Annotated in this window: 26 protein-coding genes and 3 tRNA genes; 10 read left to right on the top strand and 19 right to left on the bottom strand. The window is 58.0% G+C overall.

The genetic code is table 11. The annotated features are described in order from the left end of the window. Positions 1-579: 579 nt before the first annotated feature. From cysB to ectA, 8 genes are all read right to left on the bottom strand, one after another. Positions 580-1,554, bottom strand: a complete 975-nt coding sequence (gene cysB, locus AAE514_RS10035; protein ID WP_347331395.1) for an HTH-type transcriptional regulator CysB — start codon at positions 1,552-1,554, stop codon at positions 580-582. 247 nt (positions 1,555-1,801) lie between these two features. Further along, the gene (locus AAE514_RS10030) at positions 1,802-2,707 is read right to left on the bottom strand and encodes a 5'-nucleotidase (protein ID WP_347331394.1); all 906 of its coding nucleotides are present in this window, start codon (positions 2,705-2,707) and stop codon (positions 1,802-1,804) included. A gap of 41 nt (positions 2,708-2,748) precedes the next feature. Further along, positions 2,749-3,729, bottom strand: coding sequence for a quinone oxidoreductase family protein (locus AAE514_RS10025; RefSeq protein ID WP_347331393.1), 981 nt, complete (start codon positions 3,727-3,729; stop codon positions 2,749-2,751). Positions 3,730-3,734: 5 nt separating this feature from the next. Then, on the bottom strand, positions 3,735-5,345 hold the full coding sequence (locus AAE514_RS10020; RefSeq protein ID WP_347331392.1) for a BCCT family transporter: 1,611 nt from the start codon (positions 5,343-5,345) through the stop codon (positions 3,735-3,737). A gap of 101 nt (positions 5,346-5,446) precedes the next feature. Beyond that, positions 5,447-6,340, bottom strand: coding sequence for a TPR end-of-group domain-containing protein (locus AAE514_RS10015; RefSeq protein WP_347331391.1), 894 nt, complete (start codon positions 6,338-6,340; stop codon positions 5,447-5,449). Further along, entirely contained in the window at positions 6,328-7,764 is a 1,437-nt protein-coding gene (locus AAE514_RS10010; protein WP_347331390.1) for an aspartate kinase, read from the bottom strand. The genes AAE514_RS10015 and AAE514_RS10010 overlap by 13 nt, the downstream gene beginning before the upstream one ends. Before the next feature lie 99 nt (positions 7,765-7,863). After that, positions 7,864-8,262 carry an ectoine synthase gene (locus AAE514_RS10005; protein WP_347331389.1) on the bottom strand — a complete coding sequence of 133 codons (399 nt, stop codon included), beginning with the start codon at positions 8,260-8,262 and terminating at the stop codon, positions 7,864-7,866. Positions 8,263-8,352: 90 nt separating this feature from the next. Then, on the bottom strand, positions 8,353-8,874 hold the full coding sequence (gene ectA / locus AAE514_RS10000; protein ID WP_347331388.1) for a diaminobutyrate acetyltransferase: 522 nt from the start codon (positions 8,872-8,874) through the stop codon (positions 8,353-8,355). 290 nt (positions 8,875-9,164) lie between these two features. Here ectA and AAE514_RS09995 point away from each other — a divergent pair, with 290 nt between their 5' ends. From AAE514_RS09995 to AAE514_RS09980, 4 genes are all read left to right on the top strand, one after another. Beyond that, a complete protein-coding gene (locus AAE514_RS09995) occupies positions 9,165-9,659 on the top strand; it encodes a MarR family winged helix-turn-helix transcriptional regulator (protein ID WP_347331421.1) in 495 nt (164 codons plus the stop codon). Positions 9,660-9,798: 139 nt separating this feature from the next. Then, positions 9,799-10,368 (top strand): CDP-diacylglycerol--glycerol-3-phosphate 3-phosphatidyltransferase, encoded by a 570-nt coding sequence (pgsA, locus tag AAE514_RS09990; RefSeq protein WP_347331387.1) that lies wholly within the window; start codon positions 9,799-9,801, stop codon positions 10,366-10,368. Between the two features lie 92 nt (positions 10,369-10,460). Then, positions 10,461-10,534: transfer RNA gene (locus AAE514_RS09985), tRNA-Cys, on the top strand. Between the two features lie 219 nt (positions 10,535-10,753). Beyond that, a tRNA-Leu gene (locus AAE514_RS09980) sits at positions 10,754-10,840 on the top strand. 115 nt (positions 10,841-10,955) lie between these two features. On the opposite strand, the gene uvrC is transcribed toward AAE514_RS09980, so the two are convergent. From uvrC to uvrB, 4 genes are all read right to left on the bottom strand, one after another. Continuing rightward, positions 10,956-12,788 (bottom strand): excinuclease ABC subunit UvrC, encoded by a 1,833-nt coding sequence (uvrC, locus tag AAE514_RS09975; protein WP_347331386.1) that lies wholly within the window; start codon positions 12,786-12,788, stop codon positions 10,956-10,958. Between the two features lie 207 nt (positions 12,789-12,995). Beyond that, a complete protein-coding gene (locus tag AAE514_RS09970) occupies positions 12,996-13,649 on the bottom strand; it encodes a response regulator (RefSeq protein ID WP_347331385.1) in 654 nt (217 codons plus the stop codon). Positions 13,650-13,831: 182 nt separating this feature from the next. Continuing rightward, a complete protein-coding gene (locus AAE514_RS09965) occupies positions 13,832-14,470 on the bottom strand; it encodes an alpha-ketoglutarate-dependent dioxygenase AlkB family protein (RefSeq protein ID WP_347331384.1) in 639 nt (212 codons plus the stop codon). After that, complete coding sequence (gene uvrB, locus AAE514_RS09960) at positions 14,471-16,474, bottom strand: excinuclease ABC subunit UvrB (protein ID WP_347331383.1); 2,004 nt, start codon at positions 16,472-16,474, stop codon at positions 14,471-14,473. Between the two features lie 225 nt (positions 16,475-16,699). On the opposite strand from uvrB, the gene AAE514_RS09955 reads away from it, so the two are divergent. Then, a complete protein-coding gene (locus AAE514_RS09955; RefSeq protein WP_347331382.1) occupies positions 16,700-17,545 on the top strand; it encodes a fructosamine kinase family protein in 846 nt (281 codons plus the stop codon). A 64-nt stretch (positions 17,546-17,609) separates the two neighbouring features. Further along, positions 17,610-18,995, top strand: coding sequence for a class II fumarate hydratase (locus AAE514_RS09950; protein ID WP_347331381.1), 1,386 nt, complete (start codon positions 17,610-17,612; stop codon positions 18,993-18,995). 99 nt (positions 18,996-19,094) lie between these two features. On the opposite strand, the gene AAE514_RS09945 is transcribed toward AAE514_RS09950, so the two are convergent. After that, positions 19,095-19,982, bottom strand: a complete 888-nt coding sequence (locus tag AAE514_RS09945; RefSeq protein WP_347331380.1) for a LysR family transcriptional regulator — start codon at positions 19,980-19,982, stop codon at positions 19,095-19,097. A 124-nt stretch (positions 19,983-20,106) separates the two neighbouring features. On the opposite strand from AAE514_RS09945, the gene AAE514_RS09940 reads away from it, so the two are divergent. After that, positions 20,107-20,712: an FMN-dependent NADH-azoreductase gene (locus AAE514_RS09940; protein WP_347331379.1), complete on the top strand. Its 606-nt coding sequence runs from the start codon at positions 20,107-20,109 to the stop codon at positions 20,710-20,712. Positions 20,713-20,765: 53 nt separating this feature from the next. Beyond that, on the top strand, positions 20,766-21,617 hold the full coding sequence (locus tag AAE514_RS09935; protein WP_347331378.1) for a pirin family protein: 852 nt from the start codon (positions 20,766-20,768) through the stop codon (positions 21,615-21,617). 128 nt (positions 21,618-21,745) lie between these two features. Here the strand turns inward: AAE514_RS09935 and AAE514_RS09930 are convergent, their stop codons facing one another. After that, a complete protein-coding gene (locus AAE514_RS09930) occupies positions 21,746-22,138 on the bottom strand; it encodes a hypothetical protein (protein ID WP_347331377.1) in 393 nt (130 codons plus the stop codon). A gap of 216 nt (positions 22,139-22,354) precedes the next feature. Between AAE514_RS09930 and AAE514_RS09925 the strand changes: the two genes are divergently transcribed. After that, positions 22,355-24,184 (top strand): ABC transporter ATP-binding protein, encoded by a 1,830-nt coding sequence (locus tag AAE514_RS09925; protein ID WP_347331376.1) that lies wholly within the window; start codon positions 22,355-22,357, stop codon positions 24,182-24,184. A 256-nt stretch (positions 24,185-24,440) separates the two neighbouring features. Here AAE514_RS09925 and AAE514_RS09920 read toward each other — a convergent pair whose 3' ends face one another. From AAE514_RS09920 to AAE514_RS09905, 4 genes are read right to left on the bottom strand one after another with little or no spacing between them, the layout of a single operon-like run. Continuing rightward, positions 24,441-24,689: a hypothetical protein gene (locus tag AAE514_RS09920; RefSeq protein WP_347331375.1), complete on the bottom strand. Its 249-nt coding sequence runs from the start codon at positions 24,687-24,689 to the stop codon at positions 24,441-24,443. 3 nt (positions 24,690-24,692) lie between these two features. Next, positions 24,693-25,103 (bottom strand): type VII toxin-antitoxin system HepT family RNase toxin, encoded by a 411-nt coding sequence (gene hepT / locus AAE514_RS09915; RefSeq protein ID WP_347331374.1) that lies wholly within the window; start codon positions 25,101-25,103, stop codon positions 24,693-24,695. Next, the gene (gene mntA, locus AAE514_RS09910; RefSeq protein ID WP_347331373.1) at positions 25,088-25,486 is read right to left on the bottom strand and encodes a type VII toxin-antitoxin system MntA family adenylyltransferase antitoxin; all 399 of its coding nucleotides are present in this window, start codon (positions 25,484-25,486) and stop codon (positions 25,088-25,090) included. Before mntA ends, hepT begins: the two co-directional genes overlap by 16 nt. A 5-nt stretch (positions 25,487-25,491) precedes the next feature. After that, positions 25,492-25,932, bottom strand: a complete 441-nt coding sequence (locus AAE514_RS09905; RefSeq protein WP_347331372.1) for a hypothetical protein — start codon at positions 25,930-25,932, stop codon at positions 25,492-25,494. Positions 25,933-26,085: 153 nt separating this feature from the next. Here AAE514_RS09905 and AAE514_RS09900 point away from each other — a divergent pair. Next, positions 26,086-26,162 (top strand) — tRNA-Val (locus tag AAE514_RS09900). A gap of 157 nt (positions 26,163-26,319) precedes the next feature. Here the strand turns inward: AAE514_RS09900 and rmf are convergent. Continuing rightward, entirely contained in the window at positions 26,320-26,535 is a 216-nt protein-coding gene (gene rmf, locus AAE514_RS09895; protein WP_347331371.1) for a ribosome modulation factor, read from the bottom strand. Between the last annotated feature and the right edge of the window lie 63 nt (positions 26,536-26,598).

Raw genomic sequence — 26,598 nt, 5'->3', positions numbered from 1 at the left:
TTGTATAAGTTTTTGTTTTTGTTTTTGTGGTTTGTTGGAGAGTCCGGCGAGAAGGCGGGTGTGGTGGAGAGTGATTTTGGTAGGTGGCGGCTAACGCCTTACCCACCTTACGGAACTTTCTCCCACATCCAACTATTGGCACTGAGGCCTCGAAGGGGGGTACTGAAGGCGCATCCGCCATAAAGGATTCTGAAGACCATGGAGGGGCGTAGGGTAGGTTAGCGAAGCGCCACCTACCAAAAAACGTCACGGAAAGATCCCGATCGCAAACATTATTGGTGGGTGGCGGCTAACGCCTTACCCACCCTACGGTACTGAGGTATCGGGTGGGGAGTATGCCTCAAAGACTCTCTGACGCCTACATGGATGTAGGTGTTAGGGCGACGCAGGAAGCCAAAGCCGAGGCATGGATGCCGATGAGAAGCCTACATGGATGTATTCACGGCGGGTCTTTGAGGCATACTCCCCACCCGATACCGGACGAGATGCAAATACAGACGCCCACATGGAGACCTAAACTCGCTAATAGAAAACCCGGCGCTGAGGGCCGGGTTTTTGAGGGGCTGGTTCGTTCAAACCTTAATGAGACGGAAGCTCCACGTGTTCGAAAAGCTCCTCCAACTCCGCTCGGGAGTGGCGGTTGTAAGCCTCATCAATGATCTCACGGGTCAAATGAGGGGCGAAACGCTCAATGAAATCGTACATAAACCCACGCAGGAACGTACCGCGGCGGAAACCGATCTTCGTCACGCTCGACTCAAACAAATGACTCGCATCCAGCGCCACCAAATCCGGATCCAAACGCTCATCCACCGCCATCTTCGCCACAATACCAATGCCCAGGCCCAGACGGACATACGTCTTAATCACATCCGCATCCGCCGCCGTGAACACCACCTTCGGCGCCAGGCCCCGGTTCATAAACGCCTCATCCAGCTTCGAGCGGCCCGTAAACCCGAACACATACGTCACAATCGGATACTTCGCCACCGACTCCAACGTCAACGGCTGGACCTGCGCCAGCGGATGCTCCCGAGGCACCACAATACAGCGGTTCCAACGGTAACAAGGCATCATCACCAAATCACTGAACAACTCCATCGCCTCCGTCGCGATGGCAAAATCCACCGTACCATCCGCCGCCATCTCCGAAATCTGCATCGGTGTGCCCTGATGCATATGCAACGACACATCGGGGTACTGCTTGATAAAAGACTGAATGATCGGCGGCAACGCATAACGCGCCTGGGTATGGGTAGTGGCGATGGACAGGCTGCCCTTGCGCTCGTTGCTGAACTCCTGAGCCACCTGCTTGATGCTGTCTACCTTGCGTAGAATCTCGCCGGCGGTTTTCAGAATCGCCTCGCCCGCTGGGGTAATGCGGGTCAGATGTTTGCCGCTGCGGGAGAAAATTTCCACGCCCAGCTCATCTTCGAGTAACCGAATCTGCTTACTGATACCCGGCTGGGAGGTATACAGGCTCTGAGCTGTCGCAGACACATTCAGGTCGTGGTGCGCCACTTCCCAGATATAACGCAGTTGTTGCAGCTTCATAGTGCCCCCTTCTTGTCCTTCGTAGAGCCCTCCGTAGGCCTCCGTTAAGTCTCGCCTATAACCCTCTGTAGGGCAGACTACTGGCTTGCGCCGAGGGTATCCGACACGTGAAGGACGGTGTTATAAAAAGTTAGTTAATTATTCTTTTCTAGAATAGATCCTTACCGGGCAAATTGCCAGCCCTCCCGATCAATTTTCAACCCATGCTATAACTTTAGACTATATAAACGCTCGATCCAACCACCCTTTATGAGGCTTGGTTCGCAACACCGTGAGGGACATGGCCACTGGCGACGTGTTCACTGGCGGATTCGATGTGTTGTTGCTGGTCATCAAAGAAGACATCAGCGCCGTAGGCTTTCAGAAATTCGCCTTTGGGCAGGCCGCCCAAAAACAGGGATTCGTCGATGCGGACGTTCCAGGCCCGCAGCGTGCGGATGACCCGCTCGTGGGCCGGTGCGGAACGGGCGGTAACCAGCGCGGTACGGATGGGGCAGCGGCTTTCGGTGAACTCGCTTTGCAGCCCTTGAAGTGCCGACAAAAAAGCCTTGAAGGGGCCGCCGCTAAGCGGGGTTTTGGCCGAGGCCCGTTCGCTCTCGGTAAAAGCGCTCAGACCCTGGCTTTTGAAGACCTGTTCGGCCTCATCGGAGAAAAGCACCGCGTCACCATCGAAGGCGAAGCGCAGTTCTTCCTCGTTTTCGGACTTATTCTTCGCCGCCACCAACGTGGCCGCTGCCACGCCCTGGTTCAGCGCCTGGCGTACATCTTCCCCGTCGGTGGAGAGAAACAGGTGGCAGCCAAAGGCGCCCGTGTACCGGTACGGGCTGCTGCCGCTGCAAAACGCCGCCCGGGTAATGTTCAGGCCGTAGTGCTCGATGGAGTTGAATACCCGCAGGCCGGTGTCCGCGCTGTTTCTGGAAAGCAGAATCACTTCCACCCGAGGGTCCCCGCCCAGGCTTTCGTTCAAGTGGAGCAGTTTCTGCACCATGGGGAAAGCGTCCCCGGGTTTGAGGGGCTCGTCCTCCCGCTCAATCTGGTAATCGGCGTAGGCCGCCAACCCTTCCTTCTCAAACACCTGATGGCTCTCGTCCAAATTGAACAGAGCGCGGGAGGAGATGGCGATAACCAGTTTGTTGCCGAAGCCTTTGGGCATAGCGGGTGTCCAAATTCGTGGGTGTCGGGTTACGCGCCTTGTTAAGGGATGATTACACTCGCCCCCGTGGTCTGACGCGTTGCCAGGTCACGATGGGCCTGGGGCACCTCTTCCAGCGAATAACGCTGATGGATGTCCACTTTTACCGCACCGGAGGTCACGGCGTCAAACCACAGGCCGGCCAGCGCTTCCAGAGACTCCCGCGAGGCGCTGTAGTGCCCGAGCGTCGGGCGGGTGAAAAACAAGGAGCCTTTTTGGGCCAACAACAGCGGGCTGAAATCCGGAACGGCCCCGGAAGCGTTGCCAAAACTCACCATTAACCCGAGCGGCGCCAGGCAGTCGAGGGACGTCTCGAAGGTATCCTTGCCCACCGAATCGTACACCACGGGCACCCCTTTACCCTCAGTCAGAGCTTTGAGGCGCTCTACCACGTTTTCTTCTCGGTACAGAATCACCTCATCACAGCCCCGCTCCCGCGCCAGATTAGCTTTGGCTTCGGACCCGGCGGTGCCGATAACCCGGGCACCCAAATGCTTGGCCCACTGGCAGGCCAAGAGCCCCACTCCACCGGCGGCGGCGTGCCACAACAGGGTTTCTCCGGCTTTGACCGGGTGGGTTTTATGCAGCAAATAGGCGGCGGTGAGCCCCTTGAGCAAGCTGGCGGCCGCAACTTCGTCGCTGAGGGTCTCGGGAATGGGGAGCAAACGCTCGGCAGAGACCACATGGGTATCCGCATAGGCCCCCGGGGGGCCGCTGCAGTAAACCACCCGGTCCCCCTCGCATACCCCTTTAACATCGGGGCCAATCGCCTCGACCACACCGGCCGCCTCAAGCCCGATGCCGGTGGGCAGTTCCAGAGGGTAGAGCCCGCTGCGGTGGTAAATATCAATATAGTTGAGGCCAATCGCCCGGTGGCGAACCCGTACCTGGCCGAACCCCGGCTCGGCCCGGGGCTCACGCTCCAGCTTCAAGCTCGACTCATCGCCGGGCTCGTAGACCCGGTAGACGCGTTGCTCGCTCATTTCGCTTACTCCTCTTTTTCGCCAACCCCTTTCCGTTCATGAGGAAGGGGCCCCATCGGTCCCATGGGCGGCGCCTTGCCCTGGGCCAGCTCTTCCATCGAGTAACCCAGGTAATCCGCGTGCAGCGCCCGTGTCAGAGAGTAGGCCATAAACACCAACAACACACAGAATGGAAAGCCCAGCGCGGTGATCACATTCTGCAATGCCTGCAGCCCCCCGCCGAGCAGCAGCGTACCCGCGACCAGGCCGAGCAGCAGCGTCCAGAAAACCCGCTGCCAAGTGAGCGACGGCTGATCGTCCCGCCGGGAGAGTAAGTCCACCACCAAGGCCGCCGAGTCGGCGGAGGTGGTCAAAAACACCACAATCACGATAACGGCCAGGGCCGAAATCAGACCGGACCAGGGGAACTGCTCCAGGAAGCTGAACAGGGCCACGGAGACGTCCTCCTGGACCTGGCCCGCAATATCGGTACCGTGGTTCAGGTCCAAATCAATAGCGGACATCCCAAACACGGAAAACCACACCATGGTGAACAGCAAAGGAGCACCCAAGGCGCCCCCCACAAACTGGCGGATGGTGCGTCCCTTGGATATGCGGGCGATAAAGATCCCGACGTAAGGGGCCCAGGAAATAGTCCAGGCGAAATAGAACACCGTCCAGTGTCGCTGCCAGCTACCCTCGTTGTACGCCTCGGTCCAGAACGCCATCCAGGGCAGGTTGTGCAGGTAGGCACCGATATTCTGTACCGTGCCGGAGACAATAAACAGTGTGGGTCCGGTCACGGCCACGAACGCCAGAATAACCAGGGCAATAATGATATTAAACTCGGAGAGCCGCTTGATGCCCTTGTCCAAGCCCAGCGCCACGGAAATGGAAGCGACCAGCGTAATGCCGGCCACGATACCCAGCTCCGCAATCTGGTTTTTGGGCAAACCAAACAGATAGTTCATTCCGGTATTGAGCTGCAAGGTCCCAAGACCCACGGAAACCGCGACGCCAAACAAGGTCCCGAGCAAGGCGATAATATCGATGGCCCAACCCACCGGACCGTAAATGCGATCACCCAGCACGGAATAGAAGACGCTGCTGATGCGCATGGGCAGGCCTTGGCGATAGGTAAAGTAACCAATGGCCAGGGCAGGCAAGGTAAAAATCGTCCAAGTGTGAAGGCCGTAGTGGTAAAGGGAGAAGTTCATGGCCAGGCGTGCGGCATCCTTGGTGCCGCCCTCCACCTCCCCCATGGGGGGATTGGCGAAGTGGGACATGGGCTCGGCCACGCCCCAGAACATTAAAATAGTGCCGACACCGGCCGCAAACAGCATACAGAACCAAGTGACCGTGCCGTACTCCGGCCCTACCCCGTCGGGCCCCAGTCGAATATGGCCGTAACGCCCGGTGGCGATCCAAATCAGAAACAGCAGCAGGCCGCTGACACTGAGCACATAGAACCAACCGAAGTTGACAAAGGTAAAGGCCCCGAGCATGTCAAAAAACGCCGCGAACTGGTCGTTGAAGGGAATGGCAAACCCGACGAACAGCACCAAGATGCCGACGGCAATAAAAAAGATTTGGGGGATGGCACTCAGGCCCAGCAGGCGGGCGAGTTTCTCAAACATGCGTCACTCCATTTGGTTCGAGTTTACGGTTATTATTCAGTATGTGCCGGGCCAGCAAAAAAACGTTTGAACTAGGGCAGCCGAAACCGCCCCGCCCTTTCCTATTCTTCCTCCCGAGGACCGACCAGCTCCTGAAAGCCGGGCAAGTCGTGCAGAGGGAACAGCGCCGGGTCCTGCATCAGGGACTCCCGGTAACTTTCCGCTCGATTCAGGGCCTCGGCCAGGAAGTGAATACCCTCCTCGTAGTGGCCCAAAGAGGTGTGGGCGCAGGCCAGCTGGTAAAAGGCATGGGCATTGTCGGAGTCAATCGCCAGCGCCTGTTGACACAGGTTAACGGCCCACTGGGGTTCGCCCAGCTCCAAAACCACGTCGGCCTTGTAGGTCAGTGCTTCACAGTCCTCCGGCTTGATGGCCAGAATCTGATCGTAAATGGCGATCTTGTTGGCGGAAGCCTGTTCCTGGTTGGCCCGCAACCATAGAGAATGGATTTCCTGGGTGCGCTCGATTTCCTCGCGGTTAGCATCGATATGTAAGCTCTTCTGGGTAATTTGCTTTTCGATGCCCCGCAATCGTACCTCGTAAGCATTGACCAGCTTGCTCACTTCTTCATCGGCCAGGTTACTCATCTTTTCTTTGATGTCGCGTAGCGAGTTCCAGCCGAGCAGTACCAGCAAGGAACTCACTGCCGCAATCAGGTAGAAAAAATACGTAACGGTATTGGTGGCGTAGGTGACCCCGCGGTCCACCGAATTGAGCTCCCGGTCGACCACTTGCTGAATCAAGTCCGCCCGTTGGTTGGATAAATCAATGCGTAACTGTTTGAGCTCATCGAGCATATACCGCTCAATGAAGGGGCTGTACATCGGCTCTTCGAGTTTATCAATATCCTCGGCCACACGCTGACGCGCCTCGGAGTCGGGTTCGTCTTGTTGACCGAACACCGAGACCGAGGCGCAGAGCAGAAGGAATGCGGCCAGCCTGGTCAGGCTGCGCATATGGCGTCCCCGTGGTCATGCACTTCCACCAGTGCCTTGTGCAGGCTTTTCACCGCCTGTTCGTAATCATCTTCGTTGATCACGAACTGCATATCCACCTGACGGATGGACTGATGCACGGCGAGCACGCTGATGTTGGCGGATGACAACGCGGTGGCGGATTTCGCCAGCATGCCGGAGACTTTCATATCGCTCCCGATGGCTGAAACCACGGCGATCTTACGCACGTCAATTTCCGCATCCGGGTACTTCTCTTCCAGCATGTTGCGAATCCGGTTGACCGTTTTCAGGTTGCCGGCAACATAATGAACAATGGTGTTGGCGTTAATGTCCTTGCTCACCACGTGGGCCTTGAAGCGGGAAATCTGGTGCAGAATGCCCGAATCGTACTTCTCAATGTTGCCCATCATGTCCTGGTCAAACAATTCGATGGCATAGAGCCCCTTGCGCCCGGCGATGATTTCCGCACAGGGCTTCTCGCTCACGTAGTCACCGGTGATCAAGGTGCCGGCGTGATCCGGGTCAAAGGTGTTCTTCACCCGCAGTGCAATACCGTTCTGGCGCAGGCCTTTGGCGGCGCGGGGGTGAATGGCTTCCATCCCCAGGTTTGCCAGTTGATCCGCCACATCGTAGTTGGTGCGGCCGATGGGCACGACCTTGTCGGCCCCGACCAGACGCGGGTCCGCGCTGCTCAGGTGGAACTCCTTATGGATGATCGCTTCGGTGGCGCCGGTAATAACGGCGATCCGGCTGAAGGTCATTTCGCTGTAGCCGCGATCAAAGCTCGCCATCAAACCCTCTTTACAGTGGGTATAACCGGTCACAATGGGCAGCTCGGTCGCGAAATCAATGCCGGCGAAGCGCTGCTTGATCATCTCATCGAGCGCCAGAGCACCGTCAGCCTTCCAGCCCGAAAGGTCCACAAAGCGGGCATTCACGCCGTCGCGCTGCAACAACTTCGCCATGTTCCAGGCGCTGTGGGCCTCGCCGATGCTGGCGAGCATTTCCCGGACCGTGAACAGGTGAGCGTCCAGCTCGAAGTGACCGTGCTGACACAACCGCTGCAAGTCCGTCAGGCAGCGTTCCGCGTCATCCAGGCGAGCCTCAATGTATTTATCGGCCTCTTTGCGCAGCTCCGTATCGCCAAAATATTCTTTGTTCAGCTCGTGGATTCGCTTGCGAACGGCGTCAAAGGCCTCCATCCACGGGTCGTCATTGTCCGTGCTGGCGAACAGCCCATAGACACCGGGTTGGCCGCTCTTTTTGTTTTCCAGCAGTAAGTCGGTCAGGCCGCCGTAGGCGGAAACCACAAATATCCGGTTGTAAAGATCCTCGTCCTTGCCGTTTTTCATTACCACATTGTCGCGTACGGCTTCGTAATCACTCATCGATGTGCCGCCGATCTTCTCGACTGTGTGTGACATACGTCCTCCATTCTGGATGGGTTTGCCCTGGATAAGGTGCCGCCCTATCGAGGGGTGTGGCCTGTTTAACAACGGGCAGGCCACCTCCCGGCGGACGACTTAATCCGAAATTTCTTCGGCGTCGAGCTCATAGGCGCCTTCGGCGTTGTGCTTTTCCTTGCCGTGCAGTGGCGGGTTGAATACACAGGCCACTTTCATTTCCTCAATGCCGCGCAGGATGTGCTTGTCGTTCATATCCAGGGCGTACATGGTTCCCGGAGCAATCTCATATTTCTTGCCATCGGCCAGAGTTTCCACCTCGCCGTAGCCGGAAATGCAGTACACCGACTCCAGGTGATTCTGGTAATGCAAGTTCAGCTCCGCACCCCGATAGATCGTCGTGATGTGGAAGGAAAAGCCCATATTGTCGTTTCTAAGCAGAAGGCGGGTGCTATCAAAGCCTTCGGACGTGATTTTGCGACCGGACTTTTCAGCGTCTTTTAGGGTGCGAACGATCATAGGTTACTCCGTTTTACATTGATTAAAGTCGGGGGCGAGCCTATCCGCCCCTTTGACTGTGACTAATCAGCCTTTATTAACAAACTCGGATTACACCGTGGTGGCGCGCTCTGAGTGAAAGGGGCCGATTACCAATAGGTGTTCAGCGTCATGCTCACCACCAAAGTGGGTTTCGCTTTCGAAGAAGACTTCGCTGTCCAGCGTGGTATCCAGGTCGCGGGCCAGGCTGCGGAACAGCGCCCAGGAAGCCTCGTTATCCGGGGTAATGGTGGTCTCGATGTACCGTACCTCGGCGCAGGCCTCCCGGCTCAATAGTTCCTTGAGCATGCGTTTTGCCAACCCCTTACCCCGCGCGGCCTCGGCAATCACCACCTGCCAGACAAACAGGGTATCCGGCTTATTGGGAATGACGTAACCGGAGACAAAGCCCACCAGCGAATCACCGTCAAAAACCGCCACGGCGGTGTCGGCAAAGTGAGAGCATTGGAGCAGGTTGCAGTAGATGGAGTTGGGGTCAAGGGGCGGGCTGGCTTCAACCAGTTTATTCAGCAAGTATCCCACGTCGGCGGTGGGACGGCGAAAATCCAGATTGTCATCGGGTGTGTCTGTCATTGTCTGATCCTTCCCAGCGTGAAAATGCTTTATAGGGTATGACTGCAAACCGGGAAAAATTCAAGGTTTGCGCCCCAAATTGCGCGATTTCTTCCCCAAAAAACGCCCCAAGTGGGCTCTGCCGAGATTATCAGCAAATTAATTAGAGAACTAAAGAAAAATGTATAGTACACTAAGCTAAATAATGAGTCCACCCGAGCCTCGGAGAAACCGGCATGACCAACGAAGAACCTCGCACACCCCAGGGACTGGCCTCGCGGGCCGAGCACAACCTGAGCGCGCTGAAGACCATGAGCACCTCGGACAAAATCGAAGAGGTACTCGTAGCCCTGCGCCGGGTGATACGAGCGACTGATCTGCACTCCAAGAAACTGGTTAAAACCGCCAGCGTTACAGGCCCTCAGTTGCTGTTGCTGCAAATCGTCAATGCCAAGGGCGACATGACCATCAGCGAGCTGGCCCGGGACATGAGCCTAAGCCAGGCCACGGTCACCACTATTTTGGACCGGCTGCAAAAGCGTGAGCTGATCGAGCGGGTTCGTTCCGAGACCGACAAGCGCAAAGTTCATCCACGGCTGACCGACCACGGCCGAAAAATCCTCTCAACCGCCCCCACAGCCCTGCAAGACAACTTTGTGCGCCGTTTCCGGGCGCTGGACGAGTGGGAGCAAGGCATGATCATCGCCGCCCTCCAGCGCGTAGCTGAGATGATGGACGCCAAAGATATTGACGCCTCCCCATTCCTGGATGTCGGCGCCCTGGACCGAGCCATCCCTCCGGTCTGAGGATTCCCCTCCCCCCAAAGGCTCGGCGGGGGCGGCAACCGCACTCCCTCGATTTCAACGCCGTCACGGCGGGCTAGTCAGTGTGCGTCTGCGGCTGTATGATTCGCCCAACGTAGCGAAGCAGAGACAGAATCACCCCATGACCCTGGCTAACCAACTGACCCTGATCCGCATAGTTTTGATCCCATTGTTTGTGGTGGTCTTTTACTTGCCGTTCGGCTGGGCGCACTTCGTCTCGGCACTGATTTTCAGCGTGGCCGCCATTACCGACTGGGCGGACGGTTATGTCGCCCGCAAGTACAATCAAAGCACACCGTTTGGCGCATTTCTTGACCCGGTGGCCGACAAACTGATGGTGGTGATTGCCCTGGTGCTACTGGTCGAGCTGCACAGCAGCCCCTGGTTCACCGCACCGGCCATAGTGATTGTGGGCCGGGAGATCGTCATCTCCGCCCTGCGCGAATGGATGGCCGAGCTGGGCCAACGAGCCAGCGTGGCGGTCTCCTACATCGGAAAGATCAAAACGACCCTGCAAATGACCGCGCTGATCGTGCTGCTGGCCGACCTGCCCTTTGCCTTCTTCGTATGGGTGGGTTACATCACCCTATACAGCGCGGCGCTGCTGACCCTGTGGTCCATGATCCTCTACCTGAAAGCCGCGGCTCCTTTTATGAAAACCTCGGCCGAACCGCCGTCGGAGAATGATTAAAAAGCGAGCAATTTCAAGAAATTGCGGATAAGTCTCGGAAACCCCTAGGATTTTTTTTCCGATTCCTTTAGAATTCCGCCCTCTTCACGCAAGGCGCGATAGCAAAGCGGTTATGCCCCGGATTGCAAATCCGGTTAGGCCGGTTCGACTCCGGCTCGCGCCTCCAATTTTCTCCCTTGAAGTACCTCCCCGCCGGGATGGTGAAATTGGTAGACGACGTACAGGACGTACTAGTGTCATGGGAAGCAGGACGCTGGAAGTGACCGACGTACAGGATGTACTAGTGCCGTGGAGGACAGGATGTCCGGGAACGGCCACAGCAGGCAGTGCGAAGCACTGCTAAAGCGTGGGGCTCTGCCATAACGCCCCAGGTATTCCTTCCCTTGCCGGGATGGTGAAATTGGTAGACACACAAGACTTAAAATCTTGGGACCGAAAGGTCGTGCGGGTTCAAGTCCCGCTCCCGGCACCATACTTCTAGTTTTTTGGTAGGTGGCGCTTCGCTTACCTACCCTACACCGGGACGCAACTTCGGTGGTTACTGCGTAGGGTAGGTAAGCGAAAGCGCCACCTACCATGATGACCCCCTACCCATCATGCAAATGCCCGTAAATCTCCTCGGCCAGACGCTTGCTGATGCCCGGCACCTTGGCCAGGTCCGCGGCGCTCGCTTTCTGGACTTCCTGCAAACCGCCGAAATGGCGCAACAGCTCTCGGCGACGGCCGGCGCCGATGCCCGGCACACCCTCTAAACTGGAGGTCCGACGCTTTTTATCCCGGCGCTGACGGTGGCCGGTAATCGCAAAGCGGTGGGCCTCATCGCGAATGTGCTGCAACAAGTGCAACGCCGAGGAATCGCTGGACATCACAATCTCCTCGCCGGTCTCCGCCCAAATCAGCGTTTCAAAGCCCGCCTTGCGCGTGGTGCCCTTGGCCACGCCCAGAATGGGCACATTATTCACACCCAGCTCCGCCAATACCGCCTTGGCCGTGCTCAACTGCCCCTTACCCCCATCAATGACCAAAATGTCCGGCAACTTCCCCTCGCCTTTCTGCAACCGCGTGTAGCGGCGCTTCAGTGCCTGTTCCATCGCGGCATAGTCATCGCCGGCCGTCACCCCCTCAATATTAAAGCGCCGATAATCGGACTTCAGGGGCCCGTTGGTATCGAACACCACACAGGAGGCCTGAGTCAGCTCACCGCTGCTGTGGCTGATATCAAAGCACTCCAGCCGCTGGGGCATCTCATCCAGGCCCAGCGCGTCCTGCAGCGCGAGGAACCGGTCCATACTGTTCTTGCGACTGTTCACCCGGCTGGCCAAGTTCTGCGCCGCCGCCGTAGCGGCCATTTGCACCCACTGAGAGCGGTGGGTGCGCACCTTGTCCGTTACTACCACCTGCCGGCCCGAGGCCTCCCGCAGGGCCTGGGAAAGCAGCTCCGCGTCTTCCATCGGGTGGCTGGTGACAATCTCCCGGGGAATTTCACGCCCCTCGCTCGCCAAATAGAACTGCGGTAGAAACTCCCCCAGCACTTCGGTTTCGGAATCCGCCAGGTTGGCATGGGGGTAAAAACTACGGCTGCCCAAAATGCGGCCCTGGCGCACAAACAGCACATGCACGCAGATCAAGCCGGCTTGCAGCACGGCGGCCACCACATCCAGGTCGCCCCGCCCTTCTTCAATCAGATTCTGGGACTGGATGGAGCGCAGCGCGGTAATCTGGTCCCGCAGGGCCGCTGCCCGCTCGAAGTCCAGCGCCTGGGAGGCGGTTTCCATCTGGTCCGCCAACTCTTTCATCAAGGCATCACTCTGGCCCGCGAGAAACATCCGGGTATGGCGAACGTCCTCGGCGTAGTCTTCCGGGCTAATGAAATCCACGCAGGGCGCGGTACAGCGCTTAATCTGGTACTGAAGACAAGGCCGGGACCGGTTTCTGAACACACTGTCTTCACACTGGCGCACCTGAAAGGTCTTTTGCAGAAAATTCAGGCTATCCCGGACCGCCCCGACGTTGGGGTAAGGGCCGAAATAATCCCCACGCTTTTTCTTGGAACCGCGGTGAAAGCTAATCCTCGGGAAGGTTTCACCGCTGGAGAGAAAGATATAGGGGTAGGATTTGTCGTCCCGCAGCAGAATATTGTAGGGCGGGCGGTGCGACTTGATCAGGTTCTGCTCAAGAATCAGCGCTTCGGTTTCAGTGGAAGTCACCGTGACGTCGATCTGTTGAATTTTCGCCACCAGCGCGTGGGTCTTGGGCGAGAGTCCCGTTGGGCGAAAGTAACTCGCCAGGCGCTTTTTCAGATTTTTGGCTTTACCGACATACAGCAACTCCCCCTCGGCGTCGTACATCTGGTAGATGCCGGGCTGCTGAGTGGTGTTGGACAAAAAGCGTTTATGGTCGAAGGGTTCGGGCGTGGTCATGGGTGGGAAGGATAACAGATTGGGGAAGCGCGTCGGAGTGGATTTGTTAGGGGGCTTACCTGGCTTTTTCTGTTAGGTGGCGCTTGGGCTTACCTAACCTACGCGGTTGGTAAACGTGTAGGGCATATACGTAGGTTAGGTAAGCGCAAGCGCCACCTAACAAAATAGGCCGGTTAAACGCAGCGCCACCTACCAAAATGGGCCCGATTAAACCACCGCTTCCGGATCCAGGAAGTTGTGCTTTACCGCCAACAACGTCAATTCCACATCACTGTGAATATCGAGCTTCTCGAAAATGCGGTACCGATAGCTATTCACCGTTTTCGGGCTGACGCAGAAAATATCCGCGATGTCTTGCACCCTCTGGCCGTTGGCAATCAGCATGGCCGTTTGGAGCTCCCGCTGGGACAGGCGCTCAAATGGTGAGGTCTTTTCCCCTTCACCGGAGAAGTTCTTCAGCGCCAGCTGCTGGGCGATGCTGTTGCTCATATAGAGGTCGCCGCGAATCACCTTGTGGATGGCATCGGTAATTTCGGTAAATTCGGCCCCTTTTGTGACATAGCCCACGGCGCCGGCCTGCATCAAACGGGTGGGGTAAAGGCTGTCATCGCAGGCGGTCACCGCGATAATTTTCATCTCAGGGTTAACCTGGCGCAATTTTCGAGTGGCTTCCAACCCACCCATGCCGGGCATTTTGACGTCCATCAGCACCACATCTGGAAGGAGTTCCCGGGCTCTGGAAACGGCCTCTTCGCCGCTTTTGGCGTCACCCACCACCTCGAAGCCGGCCACATCGGAGAGCATACGGACTATGCCCATACGCACCAGATCATGGTCGTCCACTACAAGAATTTTAGTCAACTTTGCCCCCAAATACTGCGTTAGCCTGACGATTGGTTGTTGTTATGCGCATTCTTATAGAAAACGTCTGGTTGGTTCCTTGCCACCGACAAGCGGCGGCTGAAAATGGGGCGTGGAGGAACCGGTCCCACGCCCGATCCCTCTGCGACTGAAAGTCATTTACATCCGTTGAATTATAAACCCTATCCGCCTGATTCGAATACCGTTCTGAAGGTCAGATTTATTCTGGGCCCAACAGCACGAGCAGTTTTCGCCAGCTCGTGCTCCCAATGATGCTGGGTGGCCCCGGCCATCACGAGAAGTGAGCCATCTGGCAAGTCCAAACGTACGGAGGGCAGGTCCTTTCGGGTTTTGTGACGAAGCGCGAAACGCCGCTCGGCACCAAGGCTGATGGAGGCGATAACCGGGTTGTACCCCAGCTCCGGCTCGTTGTCACTGTGCCAAGCCACGCTGTCTCGACCACTTCGGTAGAGATTGGCTAAGACGCTGTTAAAGGTCAAGCCCTGTCTTGCTTCCAATGACTTTTTTAACGTTACCAGCGTCGGGCTCCAAGGTTTTGGGTCGAAACCAACGCCAGAATACCGATAACGGTGTCCTCGGTCACCGTACCACACATCGAGCCTCGGCACGGGAATGCGTCGCCCATGCATCTGAATATGGGTCTGCTGCCACTCCAGCTCTTGCTCCAACCGGGCAAACAACGCCCCGCTCTCCTCGGCGGACAGCCAACGGCGGTAAAGCCTCACATCGCCGTCTTCGCGAATCAGTATTTCCGGCTCGTCGGATGCCTGTTCATCGAACAAAGAGGGTTGGTTGCCCATTTACGCTACCCGGTGCTTGAGCTTTTCGATTTGATCCCGCAGGCGCGCCGCTTCTTCGAATTCCAGGTCCTTCGCGGCCTGGTACATGGCCTGCTCGAGCTTGGCGACGGCTTTCAACACATCGCCCTCCTGCTCCACTTCGTACTTCGCCCGTTTCTCGGCCACCGAGGCCTTGCGCTGCCCTCGCAAGCCGGAGCCCGGCACCGGGCCGGCCTCCATGATATCGGCCACACTTTTGCGAATGCCGATGGGGGTGATGCCGTGCTGCTCGTTGTGGGCCATTTGTTTTTCCCGGCGCCGCTCGGTCTCATCAATGGCCCGCTGCATGGAGCCGGTCACCCGGTCTGCGTACAGAATCGCCTTACCGTGCAGGTTCCGGGCGGCCCGGCCGATGGTCTGGATCAGGGAGCGCTCGGAGCGTAGGAAGCCCTCCTTGTCCGCATCCAAAATCGCCACCAGGGAGACTTCGGGCATATCCAGCCCCTCCCGCAACAGGTTAATGCCCACCAATACATCAAACTCGCCCAGCCGGAGGTCGCGAATAATTTCCACCCGTTCGACGGTATCAATGTCGGAATGCAGATAGCGTACCCGCACACCGTGCTCGGCCAGGTATTCGGTCAGATCTTCCGCCATGCGCTTAGTGAGCACGGTCAGCAGAATGCGCTCGTCCCGTTCGGCCCGCAGCCGAATTTCCGACAGGGCGTCGTCCACTTGCGTGGTGGCCGGCCGCACTTCGATCGCCGGGTCCACCAGGCCGGTGGGCCGCACCACCTGCTCCAGCACCTGACCGGCGTGCTCCGCTTCATAAGGCCCCGGCGTGGCGGACACGAATATCATCTGGGGCGCCAATCGCTCCCACTCTTCAAACCGCAAGGGTCGGTTATCCAGGGCCGAGGGCAAACGGAAACCGTACTCCACCAGGGTTTCCTTGCGCGAGCGGTCGCCTTTGTACATGGCCCCGATCTGAGGAATAGTGACATGGGACTCGTCCACAATCAGCAAGGCTTCCGGCGGCAGGTAATCGAACAGTGTCGGGGGCGGCATGCCCTGCTCCCGTCCAGAGAGGTAACGGGAGTAATTCTCCACGCCGTTGCAGTAACCCAGCTCCTGCATCATTTCCAGGTCATAGCGGGTGCGTTGTTCCAGGCGCTGCGCCTCCACCAGTTTATTGTTGTCCCGAAGCTGCGTGAGCCGCTCGTCCAGCTCCACCTTGATGTGGTCAATGGCTTCCAGCATCCGGCTGCGGGGCGTCACGTAGTGGGACTTGGGGTAAATAGTGGCCCGCGCCACCTTCCCCCGCATTTCGCCGGTGAGCGGGTCGAACACCGAGAGCTGCTCCACCTCATCGTCAAACAGCTCCACGCGGATGGCGTCGTACTCTGAGTCCGCCGGAAAAATATCAATCACATCGCCGCGCACCCGATAGGTGCCGCGCTGAAAATCCATATCGTTGCGGGTGTATTGCAGCTCCGCCAATCGGCGCAGAATCTGTCGCTGGTCTACCTGGTCCCCACGAACCAGGTGCAGCAACATTTTCAGGTAGGAGTCCGGATCGCCCAAGCCGTAAATAGCTGACACGGTTGCCACGACAATGGCGTCCTTTCGTTCCATCAACGCCTTGGTGGCCGAAAGCCGCATCTGCTCAATGTGCTCGTTGACCGAGGCATCCTTCTCGATGAAGGTGTCGGAAGACGGCACATACGCCTCGGGTTGGTAGTAATCGTAGTAGGAGACGAAGTACTCCACGGCGTTGTTGGGGAAAAAGTCCTTGAACTCGCCGTAAAGCTGGGCGGCGAGGGTCTTGTTGTGTGCCATAATCAAAGTAGGCCGCTGGCACTGGGCGATGACATTGGCCATGGTGAAGGTTTTACCGGAACCGGTCACCCCGAGTAGAGTCTGGTGTGCCAGGCCGGCGTCAATGCCTTTGACCAAACCCGCTATGGCCGTCGGCTGGTCACCGGCGGGTTGATAATCGCTCTGTACCACAAACTTCTTGGACATGGAGACGCCTTTTGTTCGGTGACGGAAAATGGGCGAACCCGAAATTGTAACGCTTAGACTACGCTAACGGTACCGGCCACTTACAGGGATTTACAGATTGGCGACCAAAGCACTTTTTACCGCGACGACCGGCCGACCCAAGGCCGTGGCAACGTAGGGGGGTCACCGCTTAATCGACAAATTGCATCACGAACTCTTTCACTGAAAACGGCAGATCACCACGCTATGGATGACATTACGCACTGGCTACAGAACGAACTGGAAACCGACATTGCCCGCTCCGAGCGCCTCTCCGGGGGCGATATTTGCGACACCACGCACATCGTCACCACCGATGGACGTGACCTGTGCATCAAGCAGCAGGCGTCCGCCCCCAGGGATTTCTTTATCGCCGAGGCCACCGGCCTTGCGGCGTTGCGGGACGCCGGCACCCTGCGGGTCCCGGAAGTGTACGAGGCCCGAGAGCACTTTATCGCCATGGAGTACATCGCCCCGGCCCGCCGGGCCGATGATTACTGGCGGCGCCTGGGTGAAGGCCTAGCGCACATGCACCGCCAACCGGCGCCCGCCTTTGGCTTTAGCATCGATAACTACTGCGGACGCACGCCCCAGCCCAACCCCGAAACGCCCAGCGGCCATGAGTTCTTCGCCGAACACCGGCTGATGTACCAGGGCCGGCTGGCCCACGAACAAGGACACCTGGACAGCCACGAGCTCGACGCCCTGGAGCGACTCTGCACCCGCCTGCCCACACTGATTCCCGACCAGTCGCCCTCGCTGATTCACGGGGACCTCTGGGGTGGCAATATTCACGGTGACGAACAGGGCCATCCGGTGCTGATCGATCCCGCCACCCATTGGGGGTGGGCCGAGGCGGAACTCGCCATGACCCGATTGTTTGGCGGGTTCGACCCGGAATTCTACGAGCACTACCTGGCCGTGAATCCCCTCGAACCCGGCTGGCGTGAACGGGTGCCCCTGTACAACTTGTACCACCTGCTTAATCACTTGAACCTATTTGGAAGCAGCTATTACCCTCAAGTAATTCAAGTAGTTAGCGATTATTCTTAACGTTATATCTTTAAAGTGAATTCTGTTCATTCAGCGGCGGCGCCGCACTGAGAAGGAGGCCAGCATGAGCAATTACCGGACGGAGCAGGACAGCATGGGGGACGTTCGCGTCCCCGCCGATGCCCTGTACGGGGCGCAGACCCAACGCGCCGTAAACAACTTCCACATCAGCGGCACCCCCCTACCCTCGGCGTTTATTCACTCGGTGGCCCGCATCAAAAAAGCGGCCGCCCAAGCCAACGCCGCCCTGGGGCTACTGGAAGCTCCCGTGGCCAAGGCGATTGTCGACGCCTGTGATGAAATCGTTCGGGGGCGACATGACAACCAGTTCCCCGTGGACGTCTATCAGACCGGCTCCGGCACCAGCACCAACATGAACGTCAACGAGGTGGTGGCCCACCTGGCCAGTGAGCGCTGCGACCAGACCGTGAGCGCCAATGACCACGTCAACATGAGCCAGAGCAGTAACGATGTTATTCCCACCGCCATCCACCTAAGCGCCGCCCTGGCCATGAATAACCACCTGCTGCCGAAACTGAAGTTCCTCCACACTACCCTGCTCAAACGGGCACAGGAATTGGACTCGGTGGTCAAAACCGGCCGCACCCACCTGATGGACGCCATGCCGGTCACCCTGGGGCAAGAGCTAGGCGGCTGGGCCGGGCAAATCGCCGCCTGCGAGGCGCGCCTGTACCAGTGTCTGGACCAGCTGTGCACCCTCCCCCAAGGCGGCACGGCCGTGGGCACCGGCGTCAACGCCCACCCGGACTTCGCCCCCCTGTTTGCCCGCCAACTGACCGAGAATGTGGGCCTGGTGTGCTCCGCCGCCGACAACTTCTTCGCCCTGCAAAGCAGCCAGGACGTGGCCGTGGCCACCTCCGGCCAAATTAAAACCCTGGCCGTGGCGCTAATGAAAATCGCCAATGACCTGCGCTGGATGAACTCCGGCCCTCTGGCGGGACTGGGGGAAATTGAGCTTGAAGCCCTACAGCCCGGCTCTTCCATCATGCCCGGCAAGGTTAACCCGGTGATTCCCGAGGCCGTCGCCATGGCTTGCGCCGATGTCATGGGCAAAGACACCACCATTACCATCGCCGGTCAGTCCGGCAACTTTGAATTGAATGTGATGCTGCCGCTGGTGGCCCACAACCTATTGTCCAGCATTGAGCGAATGACCAACTCCGCCGAGGTCCTCGCGGAACGGGCGATCGCCACCTTCACGGTGCGGGAAAGCAACCTGCAACAGGCCCTGGCACGCAACCCCGTGCTGGTCACCGCGCTTAACTCGATTATCGGTTACAACAAGGCCGCCGCTATTGCCAAGAAAGCCTACACCGAGGGCCGGCCGATTATCGACGTGGCGGATGAGGAGACGGACATTGGACGGGAAGAGTTGGAGCGGTTGTTGAACCCCGAGCGATTGACGCGGGGTGGTTTGCCGGGGGAGTAGCCGAACCTTGATTGTCAGGTGGCGCTTCGCTTACCTGACCTACGCATTATCCACCCGTGTAGGCCAGGTAAGCGAAGCGCCACCTGACAAAATATCTCCCTACATCCGCGGCAGCTGCGTCTTCAACACCTCCGCCAAAAACCGCGTCGCCGGCCCGGCCAACTCCCGGTCGGCGAATATCAAATACAAAGCGTGCACCCGTTCGCTTTCGGTTTCCATGGGGATCAACTTCAGTCGCCCGGCCTTTAAGTCCTCCGTTAGGTAAGCCTCCGGCAGCCAGGCGTAGCTCAACCCCAACCGAATGGCCTGCAGCGAGGTGCGAATATGGCTCACCGTCAAGCGCTGTTCGGCTTCCTGCCACCCTTCACTGTAACGCCGGTGTATCCCCGAATCCCGAACAATGGACTGGCGGTAATGGCGCAGGTCGTCATAACTGACCGGGCGCCCCAAACGCTGGAGGGGATGGTCCGGGCTGGTAACCCCGCGAAAGGTGACCGACATCAAGTATTCACCGTGAAAGCCCGCCGGCACGCGCGCCGCCACGGCCAGATCCACGTTGCGCTGCACCAGAGCGTCTTCGGTACCACTCATCACCGACTCATAGAGCTCCACCCGGGTATCCGGAAACTCCCGTGAAAACGAAGCGATACATGCCAGCACCTGCTCCGGCGGCACGATAATATCCCCCGCAAGGGCCACCAACGGCTCCACCTTGGCCGATAGCTGAACGGCAGCGTTTTCCAGGCTCTCCGCCTCCATGAGTAAGTGCCGGGCCCGGCGGTGCATAACCTCCCCCGCCGCCGTGGGCACGGCGCGGCGGCCCCGAAGCTCGAACACCGCTACCCCTAGCGCCGTCTCCAACTGGGTGATGGCGTAAGACATGGCGGACTGGCTCTTGCCCAGGCGCTCGGCGGCTTTGGCGTAACCGCCTTCGTCAATAACCGCCAAAAACGCCCGCCACTGATCCAGGCTGACTTTGGGTTCCACAGGTAGGCCTCTCCAGATACATCAAATAATTTGATCAAACTACGCTAAATATCGCTGTTTATTATTCGCTCGTCAAATCATTTAATAGAGCCATACACAGCAAACACCTCCAAGGAGATGCGACATGGCCACACTACTTCAAATCAACAGCAGTCTGTCTGGCGACAACGGACACTCCACCACGCTCGGCAATCAGTTCGTCAAGCGCTGGCGCCAGCACAACCCCGAGGGAAAAGTCATCGTTCGGGACTTGGCGCGCCACCCCATTCCGCATCTGGATGCGGAGCGTCTGCACGCTTTCATAACCCCGGAGAACAAGCGCACCGCCACTCAGCAAGATATCGTGACCTACTCCGACCAGTTGATTGATGAACTGCGCCGGGCGGATGTAGTGGTATTCGGTGTGCCCATGTACAACTTCGGCGTACCGTCCACCCTCAAGGCCTACTTTGACCACATCGCCCGCTCCGGGGAGACCTTCAAGTACACCTCAAGCGGCCCGGAAGGCTTGCTCAAGGACCGCCCCGTTTACATTTTCGCGGCCCGAGGCGGCATCTATCAGGGCACCGAGGCGGACTCGCAAACCGGCTACCTGAATACCTTCCTGGCGTTTTTGGGTTTAACCAGCACCCGTTTTATTTACGCCGAAGGCCTCAACATGGGCGAAGACAACCAGAAACAGGCACTGGCCGCTGCGCAAGACACCATTACCGAACTGGCGGCGGCTTAACGGCCCAAGAACGAATGGACAGCGCCACCCTTTTAGATGTGTAGGAGATATTTATGCAACGCCAATTGAAGACAGTAATACCCGCCCTCGGCACCAGCGACGGAGCCGGTGTGCGAATTCGGCGCAGCTTGGGTCAAAGCCAGCAGGCGCGCTTCGATCCTTTCCTGATGCTCGACGAGTTCAACTCCGAGAGCTCGGACGATTACGCCGGCGGCTTTCCCTCACACCCGCACCGTGGCTTTGAGACCGTATCCTACATGCTTGAGGGCCATATGCTTCATGAGGACCACATGGGCAACCGAGGCGACCTGAAAAGCGGGGATGTTCAGTGGATGACCGCCGGGCGCGGCGTTATTCACTCGGAAATGCCCCAGCAGGAGGAAGGCCGCATGCGCGGTTTTCAGATGTGGCTGAACCTGCCCGCCGCGGAAAAAATGAAACCTGCCACCTACCGGGACATACCGGCCAGTGAGATTCCCACGGCAACGCTGACCAACGGCGGTACCGTTAAAGTGATCGCCGGCGAAGTGGAGGTCGACGGCAAAACCGTCGCGGGTCCCATCCAAGGGCTGAGCACAGAACCGCGCTATTGGGATGTGGCACTGCCGGCCGGCGCCACCTTTGAGCAGCTGATCGCCAAGGGGTTGAATGCCTTTGTGTATGTGTACGAAGGAGACCTAACCGTGGGCGAGCCCGAGCGTAAACAGGAAAGTGGCAATGCCGGATTACTCAGCGATGGCGAAGCCCTTACCCTCCGCGCCGGCAAACAGGGCACCCGGGCGCTGGTATTGGCCGGCAAACCCATCAAAGAGCCCATTGCGCAGTACGGGCCCTTTGTGATGAATACCCCGGATGAAATCGAAGAGGCCATCAACGATTACCGGGCCGGTAGGTTGGCGGGGTAATTTCATAGAGGATGGTAGGTGGCGCTGCGCTTACCTACCCTACGAGTTATCTAGCCTTGTAGGGTAGGTAAGGCGTTAGCCGCCACCTACCAATCCAGCTAAGCGCCACCTACCAATAAACTCTCCAACTACCGCCCCATCCGCAACGCAACCGCCGCTACCAACGCCCATACCCAATTGAAGAAAACCACCAACAACGGCGTCAAGGTCCCCAGCTCCAGCCCCGCTACGCCATAAGGCGTTTTATACGGAAACACCAAAAACAACTGAATCATCGTCGGAAACAGACTCAGCACAAACGTCTGCGCCCACAGCCGGTTGTTCAACACCGGCAACAAAAACAGAAACCCCCAAAGGCCGCCCCACACAATACGCGGGTAAAGCCAATCCGCCGAAAGCCCCGGCGCGATGCCCACGCCCAGCGATTGGCTAATGCCGTAAAAACCAAACAGCCAAACGACCAGGCTATTGCCCAGGCCACCCAGTGAGCCGGCGCCGAATACCATTAACAGTTTTCTCATTGTCTCTCCTCATCAAAACTTGATTTTTTGGTAGGTGGCGCTTCGCTTACCTACCCTACGTGGTCGGATAATGCGTAGGGTACGGTAAGCGAAGCGCCACCTACCGAATGAAGTCATTACCGCACCCCCTCTTACAACGTTTAACAAACCTTCATGGAGAGCCCCACCAAAACCTTGTACACTACGCCCCCTATTTCCCAAGCCGTAACGTCCCCTATGTTCGCTTTTTTCGAAAGCCTGCTCCAACCTTTCCCGGCGGAAGAGCCGCAACAGCCCCCCAAAAGCCTGGTGGCGTTCTGCCGCCACTATACCAAAGGCGCCAACCGCTTTCTGTTGGTTATGGCGATAATGGCGGCCATGATCGCCGTTATGGAAGTCGCCCTCTTCCAATTTCTGGGCCTGGTGGTGGATTGGCTGGGCCAATATGAGCCGGGCACCTTATGGGCGGAGCGTGGCGCCGAACTGGTACTCATGGCACTCGTTGTGCTCGTTGCGATTCCGGTGACGGTCTTTCTTCATTCAACCCTCATCCACCAAACCCTGCTGGGCAACTACCCCATGATCATCCGCTGGCAGGCACACCGTTACCTGCTGGGCCAGAGCGTGGCGTTCTTTCAGGATGAATTCGCCGGGCGCATCGCCACCAAGGTCATGCAAACCTCCCTGGCCGTTCGGGAAACGGTCATGAAGCTGTTGGACATTACCGTCTATGTCCTCGTGTATTTCACCAGCATGTTCGCGTTGCTCGGCACCCTCGACCTGCGGCTAATGATTCCCCTGGGCATCTGGTTTGTGGCCTACGCGGGCCTGCTGCGCTTCTTTCTGCCGCGCCTGTCCGCCGTGGCCACCCGCCAGGCCCACGCCCGGGCCGACATGACCGGACGCCTGGTGGACACCTATACCAATATCGCCACGGTGAAGCTGTTCTCTCACTCACGCCGCGAATCCGACTACGCCCGAGACGGGATGGAGCGCTTCCTGCATACCGTTTACCCGCAAATGCGCCTGGCCACGTTGCTCAATAGCGGTGTCTGGACCATCAACGCCCTGTTGATCTTCTCCACCGGCGCCCTGTCCATTTGGCTCTGGCAGGCCCAAGCCGTTTCCGTGGGCGCCATTGCCGCCGCCATGGGGCTGATTCTTCGCCTTAACGGCATGTCGCAATGGATCATGTGGGAAGTATCCACGCTCTTTGAGAATATCGGCACCGCCAAAGACGGCATTAATACCCTGTCGCACCCCTGCCATGTCGGGGACAAACCCGAAGCGCCTCCCATGAACGTCAGCGCCGGGCAAATCGACTTTGACCGGGTGACTTTCCACTACCAGGAAGGTGAAGGGGTACTGGAAGACTTTTCTCTGGCCATCAAGCCCGGAGAGAAAATCGGTTTGGTGGGACGTTCGGGGGCCGGTAAGTCCACCCTAGTGAACTTGCTTCTGCGCTTTTACGACATCGACAGCGGCCAGATTCGGCTCGACGGTCAGGACATATCCGCCGTGCAGCAGGAAACCCTGCGGGCCTCCGTGGGCATGATCACCCAGGACACTGCCCTGCTCCATCGCTCCGTGCGGGACAACCTGCTCTACGGTAAGCCCGGCGCCACCGAAGCGCAAATGATCGAAGCGGCCAAGCAGGCCGAAGCCCACGACTTTATTCTGGGATTGAGCGATGCCCAGGGGCGAACCGGCTACGACGCCCACGTGGGCGAGCGCGGGGTTAAGCTCTCCGGCGGTCAGCGTCAGCGCATCGCCATCGCTCGAGTGCTGCTCAAAGATGCGCCGATTCTCATTATGGACGAAGCTACCTCAGCCCTGGATTCGGAAGTGGAAAGTATCATCCAGTCAAACCTGAGCCGGTTGATGGAAGGGAAAACCGTGATTGCCATCGCCCACCGCCTGTCCACCATCGCCGCCCTGGACCGGTTGATTGTGTTGGATGAGGGGAAAATTGTGGAGCAAGGAACGCATTCGGAGTTGATCGCCGAAGGTGGGCTGTATGCGCAGTTGTGGTCGCATCAGTCCGGCGGGTTTTTGGGGGCGGAATAAATGGGCTTTGTTTGGCAGGTGACAGGTGTCGGGGAAAAAACAAGCTTTTTGGTAGGTGCGCCTTAGGCTTACCAACCCTACGTGTTTTAATGCACCGGGTTGCTTCATCCTGTTCGGTCGGTATTGGCCCGGGCGGCGTGACGATTGCTTCATCTGGTAGGTGGCGGCTAACGCCTTACCTACCCTACACGTTATCCAACCAACCACGTAGGGTAGGTAAGGCGTTAGCCGCCACCTACCAAGAACGGCCCGAGCATCACTTCCGAATATAATGATCCCAAATCAACATCAACAACCCCACAAAAAACCCCACATGGGCCACCATCGCCCCGCCGGCGAATAATAACCCAAGCCCCACCGGGTTACCGTCCGAGGGCCCGAAGATCACATACACAATCAACGGCAACGAAGTGGCAAACACCACCACCAAACTGTAGGCAATCACCTTTAGCCCACGGGATGCTTCGCTGGCCCAAATGGCGGTAATAGGGTTTCGGATCTTCATAGGCTAGGAGGTCAAAAATGCCTTGGCAAACACCTTGAAATCATCCAGGTGACGGTGACCAATCGCGTATACAATCGCCCAGTCGACCTCATCATAGCTGTGTACCATCACATTCCTGAAGCCCACGGCTTTTTTCAGTCGGCCCGCCAGCTGCTTGTCGATAAGGCCTGCTTGGCCCAATGCTTCGAAGGTCTGGCCCATCGTCTTCGGCGCTGCGGTTTCAGAGTGCTCGGCCAGCCAGTGAGCGGCAATATCGACGCAAAGCTGCACGGCACGGGTGAGATTCAGGGCCACAATATCCTGTGCGTCTGCATCGCCCTTCAGCTCTTGAAGTGACCCGGGCAACTTTGTTTCAACCCTCTGGACACAGCGCCGCAACGATTCAAGCTTCTGGTCGATCAGCGCTCTATCCATCGATTTCGTCGCCCCTCAAGAATACGTTGCTGATAATGACCAAAATCCTCCTGCATCATGATGCTTTTGAACAGTAAGTCCCCCTTCTCTGCGGCGCCGCCCTTCACCATTACGCCTTTACTGACGATCTCATTCAGTAACGGCTGACCGACCTCCCGGAGATCAATCACGTCAATGGGACGACCGAAAACTCCGGCCAGGTGGTCGATTAACGCCATCTTCTGGTCGGAGCTCAGGGGCTGGCTCAGCTGGACCGCCACATCCAGATCGCTGTCCCGGTGCCCCTGGCCATGAGCCAGGGAGCCAAACAGAACAGCTACTTGCAACTCGGGCCAACGGCTTAAGGCCTCCCGCAAACGAGTGACGGTTTCACTGTGAGCCATAGCCGTTAAAGGGCCGCCAACGTAGTGGGCTGGCTGTCGATCAGGGCGCGGGCCTGCTCTACGGACTGCAGGCTGCGGACCCGGAGCTCGCTGGTTTTCAGGTCCACGGGGGTGTCCAGCTCGCTCTCAAGCACCTGCTCCAGGGCCTCCTGGTCGACGGTACCGTCCTCTCGGGCCACCCGGTCCATCTGCTCTTCGGTCAGCTCGGCGCTGCCACCGGGCAGGTAGATGGTGCCGTTGGAGAAGTCCACGGCAAAGGCGATGACCCCCGGCACGAAGAAGAACAACAGGCCGATTGCATCCAGCGCGACAATCGCCGGGTCAAGCTGGCCACCGGTTTGGCCTTTGCGTTCCGGGTACAGCACCGTACCGCAGGCGGTGGTTTGCAGGATCAGGCCCGCACACAGGCCAGTGGCAATAGCTTTGCTCAACCGATTGATGCGCATAGAGAGAGTTCTCCTGTCACTTGCGAACGAATAGTAGAAAGGACTATAGCATAGGTGCCGAGTTCCAACGGGAAGCGCATCCGCCATTCCCTCACTTCAAAAAAGGGTTTGCAAAAAATCAAAGTTTTGGTAAAGTTCGCGCCTCAACGAAATAGGACTATAGCTCAGTTGGTTAGAGCGCTACCTTGACATGGTAGAGGTCCCCAGTTCGAGTCTGGGTAGTCCTACCAAATACCGAAAAACGGCTTGAGCGCATCCGCCCAAGCCGTTTTTTTATGGGCGGCCGCACGGGGCGCGTGAGAAACCGGTTAAAAAAATGCCCATCAATTGATGGGCAAGGTTGAGGAGTTGATGATGGCCAAAAATGGTTATCGTCAAAAGGCCCAACTAAGGATGGTGATTGAGGTTACTCAGCTTTTGAACTTGAGCGGCCATATTGTAACCATCCCATTGGTCCGTGCGTGCTTCGCGCCAGCCGGAGAGCCACTCCTGGCGGGCATTCCCACTCTCGTGGGGGCACAGGCTGCGGGACCTTCCCGCAATACCGGCTTGATAGCCCTTGCCGAATGCGCGAGCTGATTGGTTACGCTTTTGACGTTTCATATTTGATGCACCTCTAGTGTAGCCGTTAATCTTGCGGACCGACCACCCGGTTGGGCGACGGTC

Source organism: Marinimicrobium locisalis (assembly GCF_039822625.1).
Lineage (GTDB): Bacteria > Pseudomonadota > Gammaproteobacteria > Pseudomonadales > Cellvibrionaceae > Marinimicrobium > Marinimicrobium locisalis.
The sequence above is the reverse complement of the archived record's forward strand: the minus strand, read 5'-3'. Positions and strand labels throughout refer to the sequence as shown.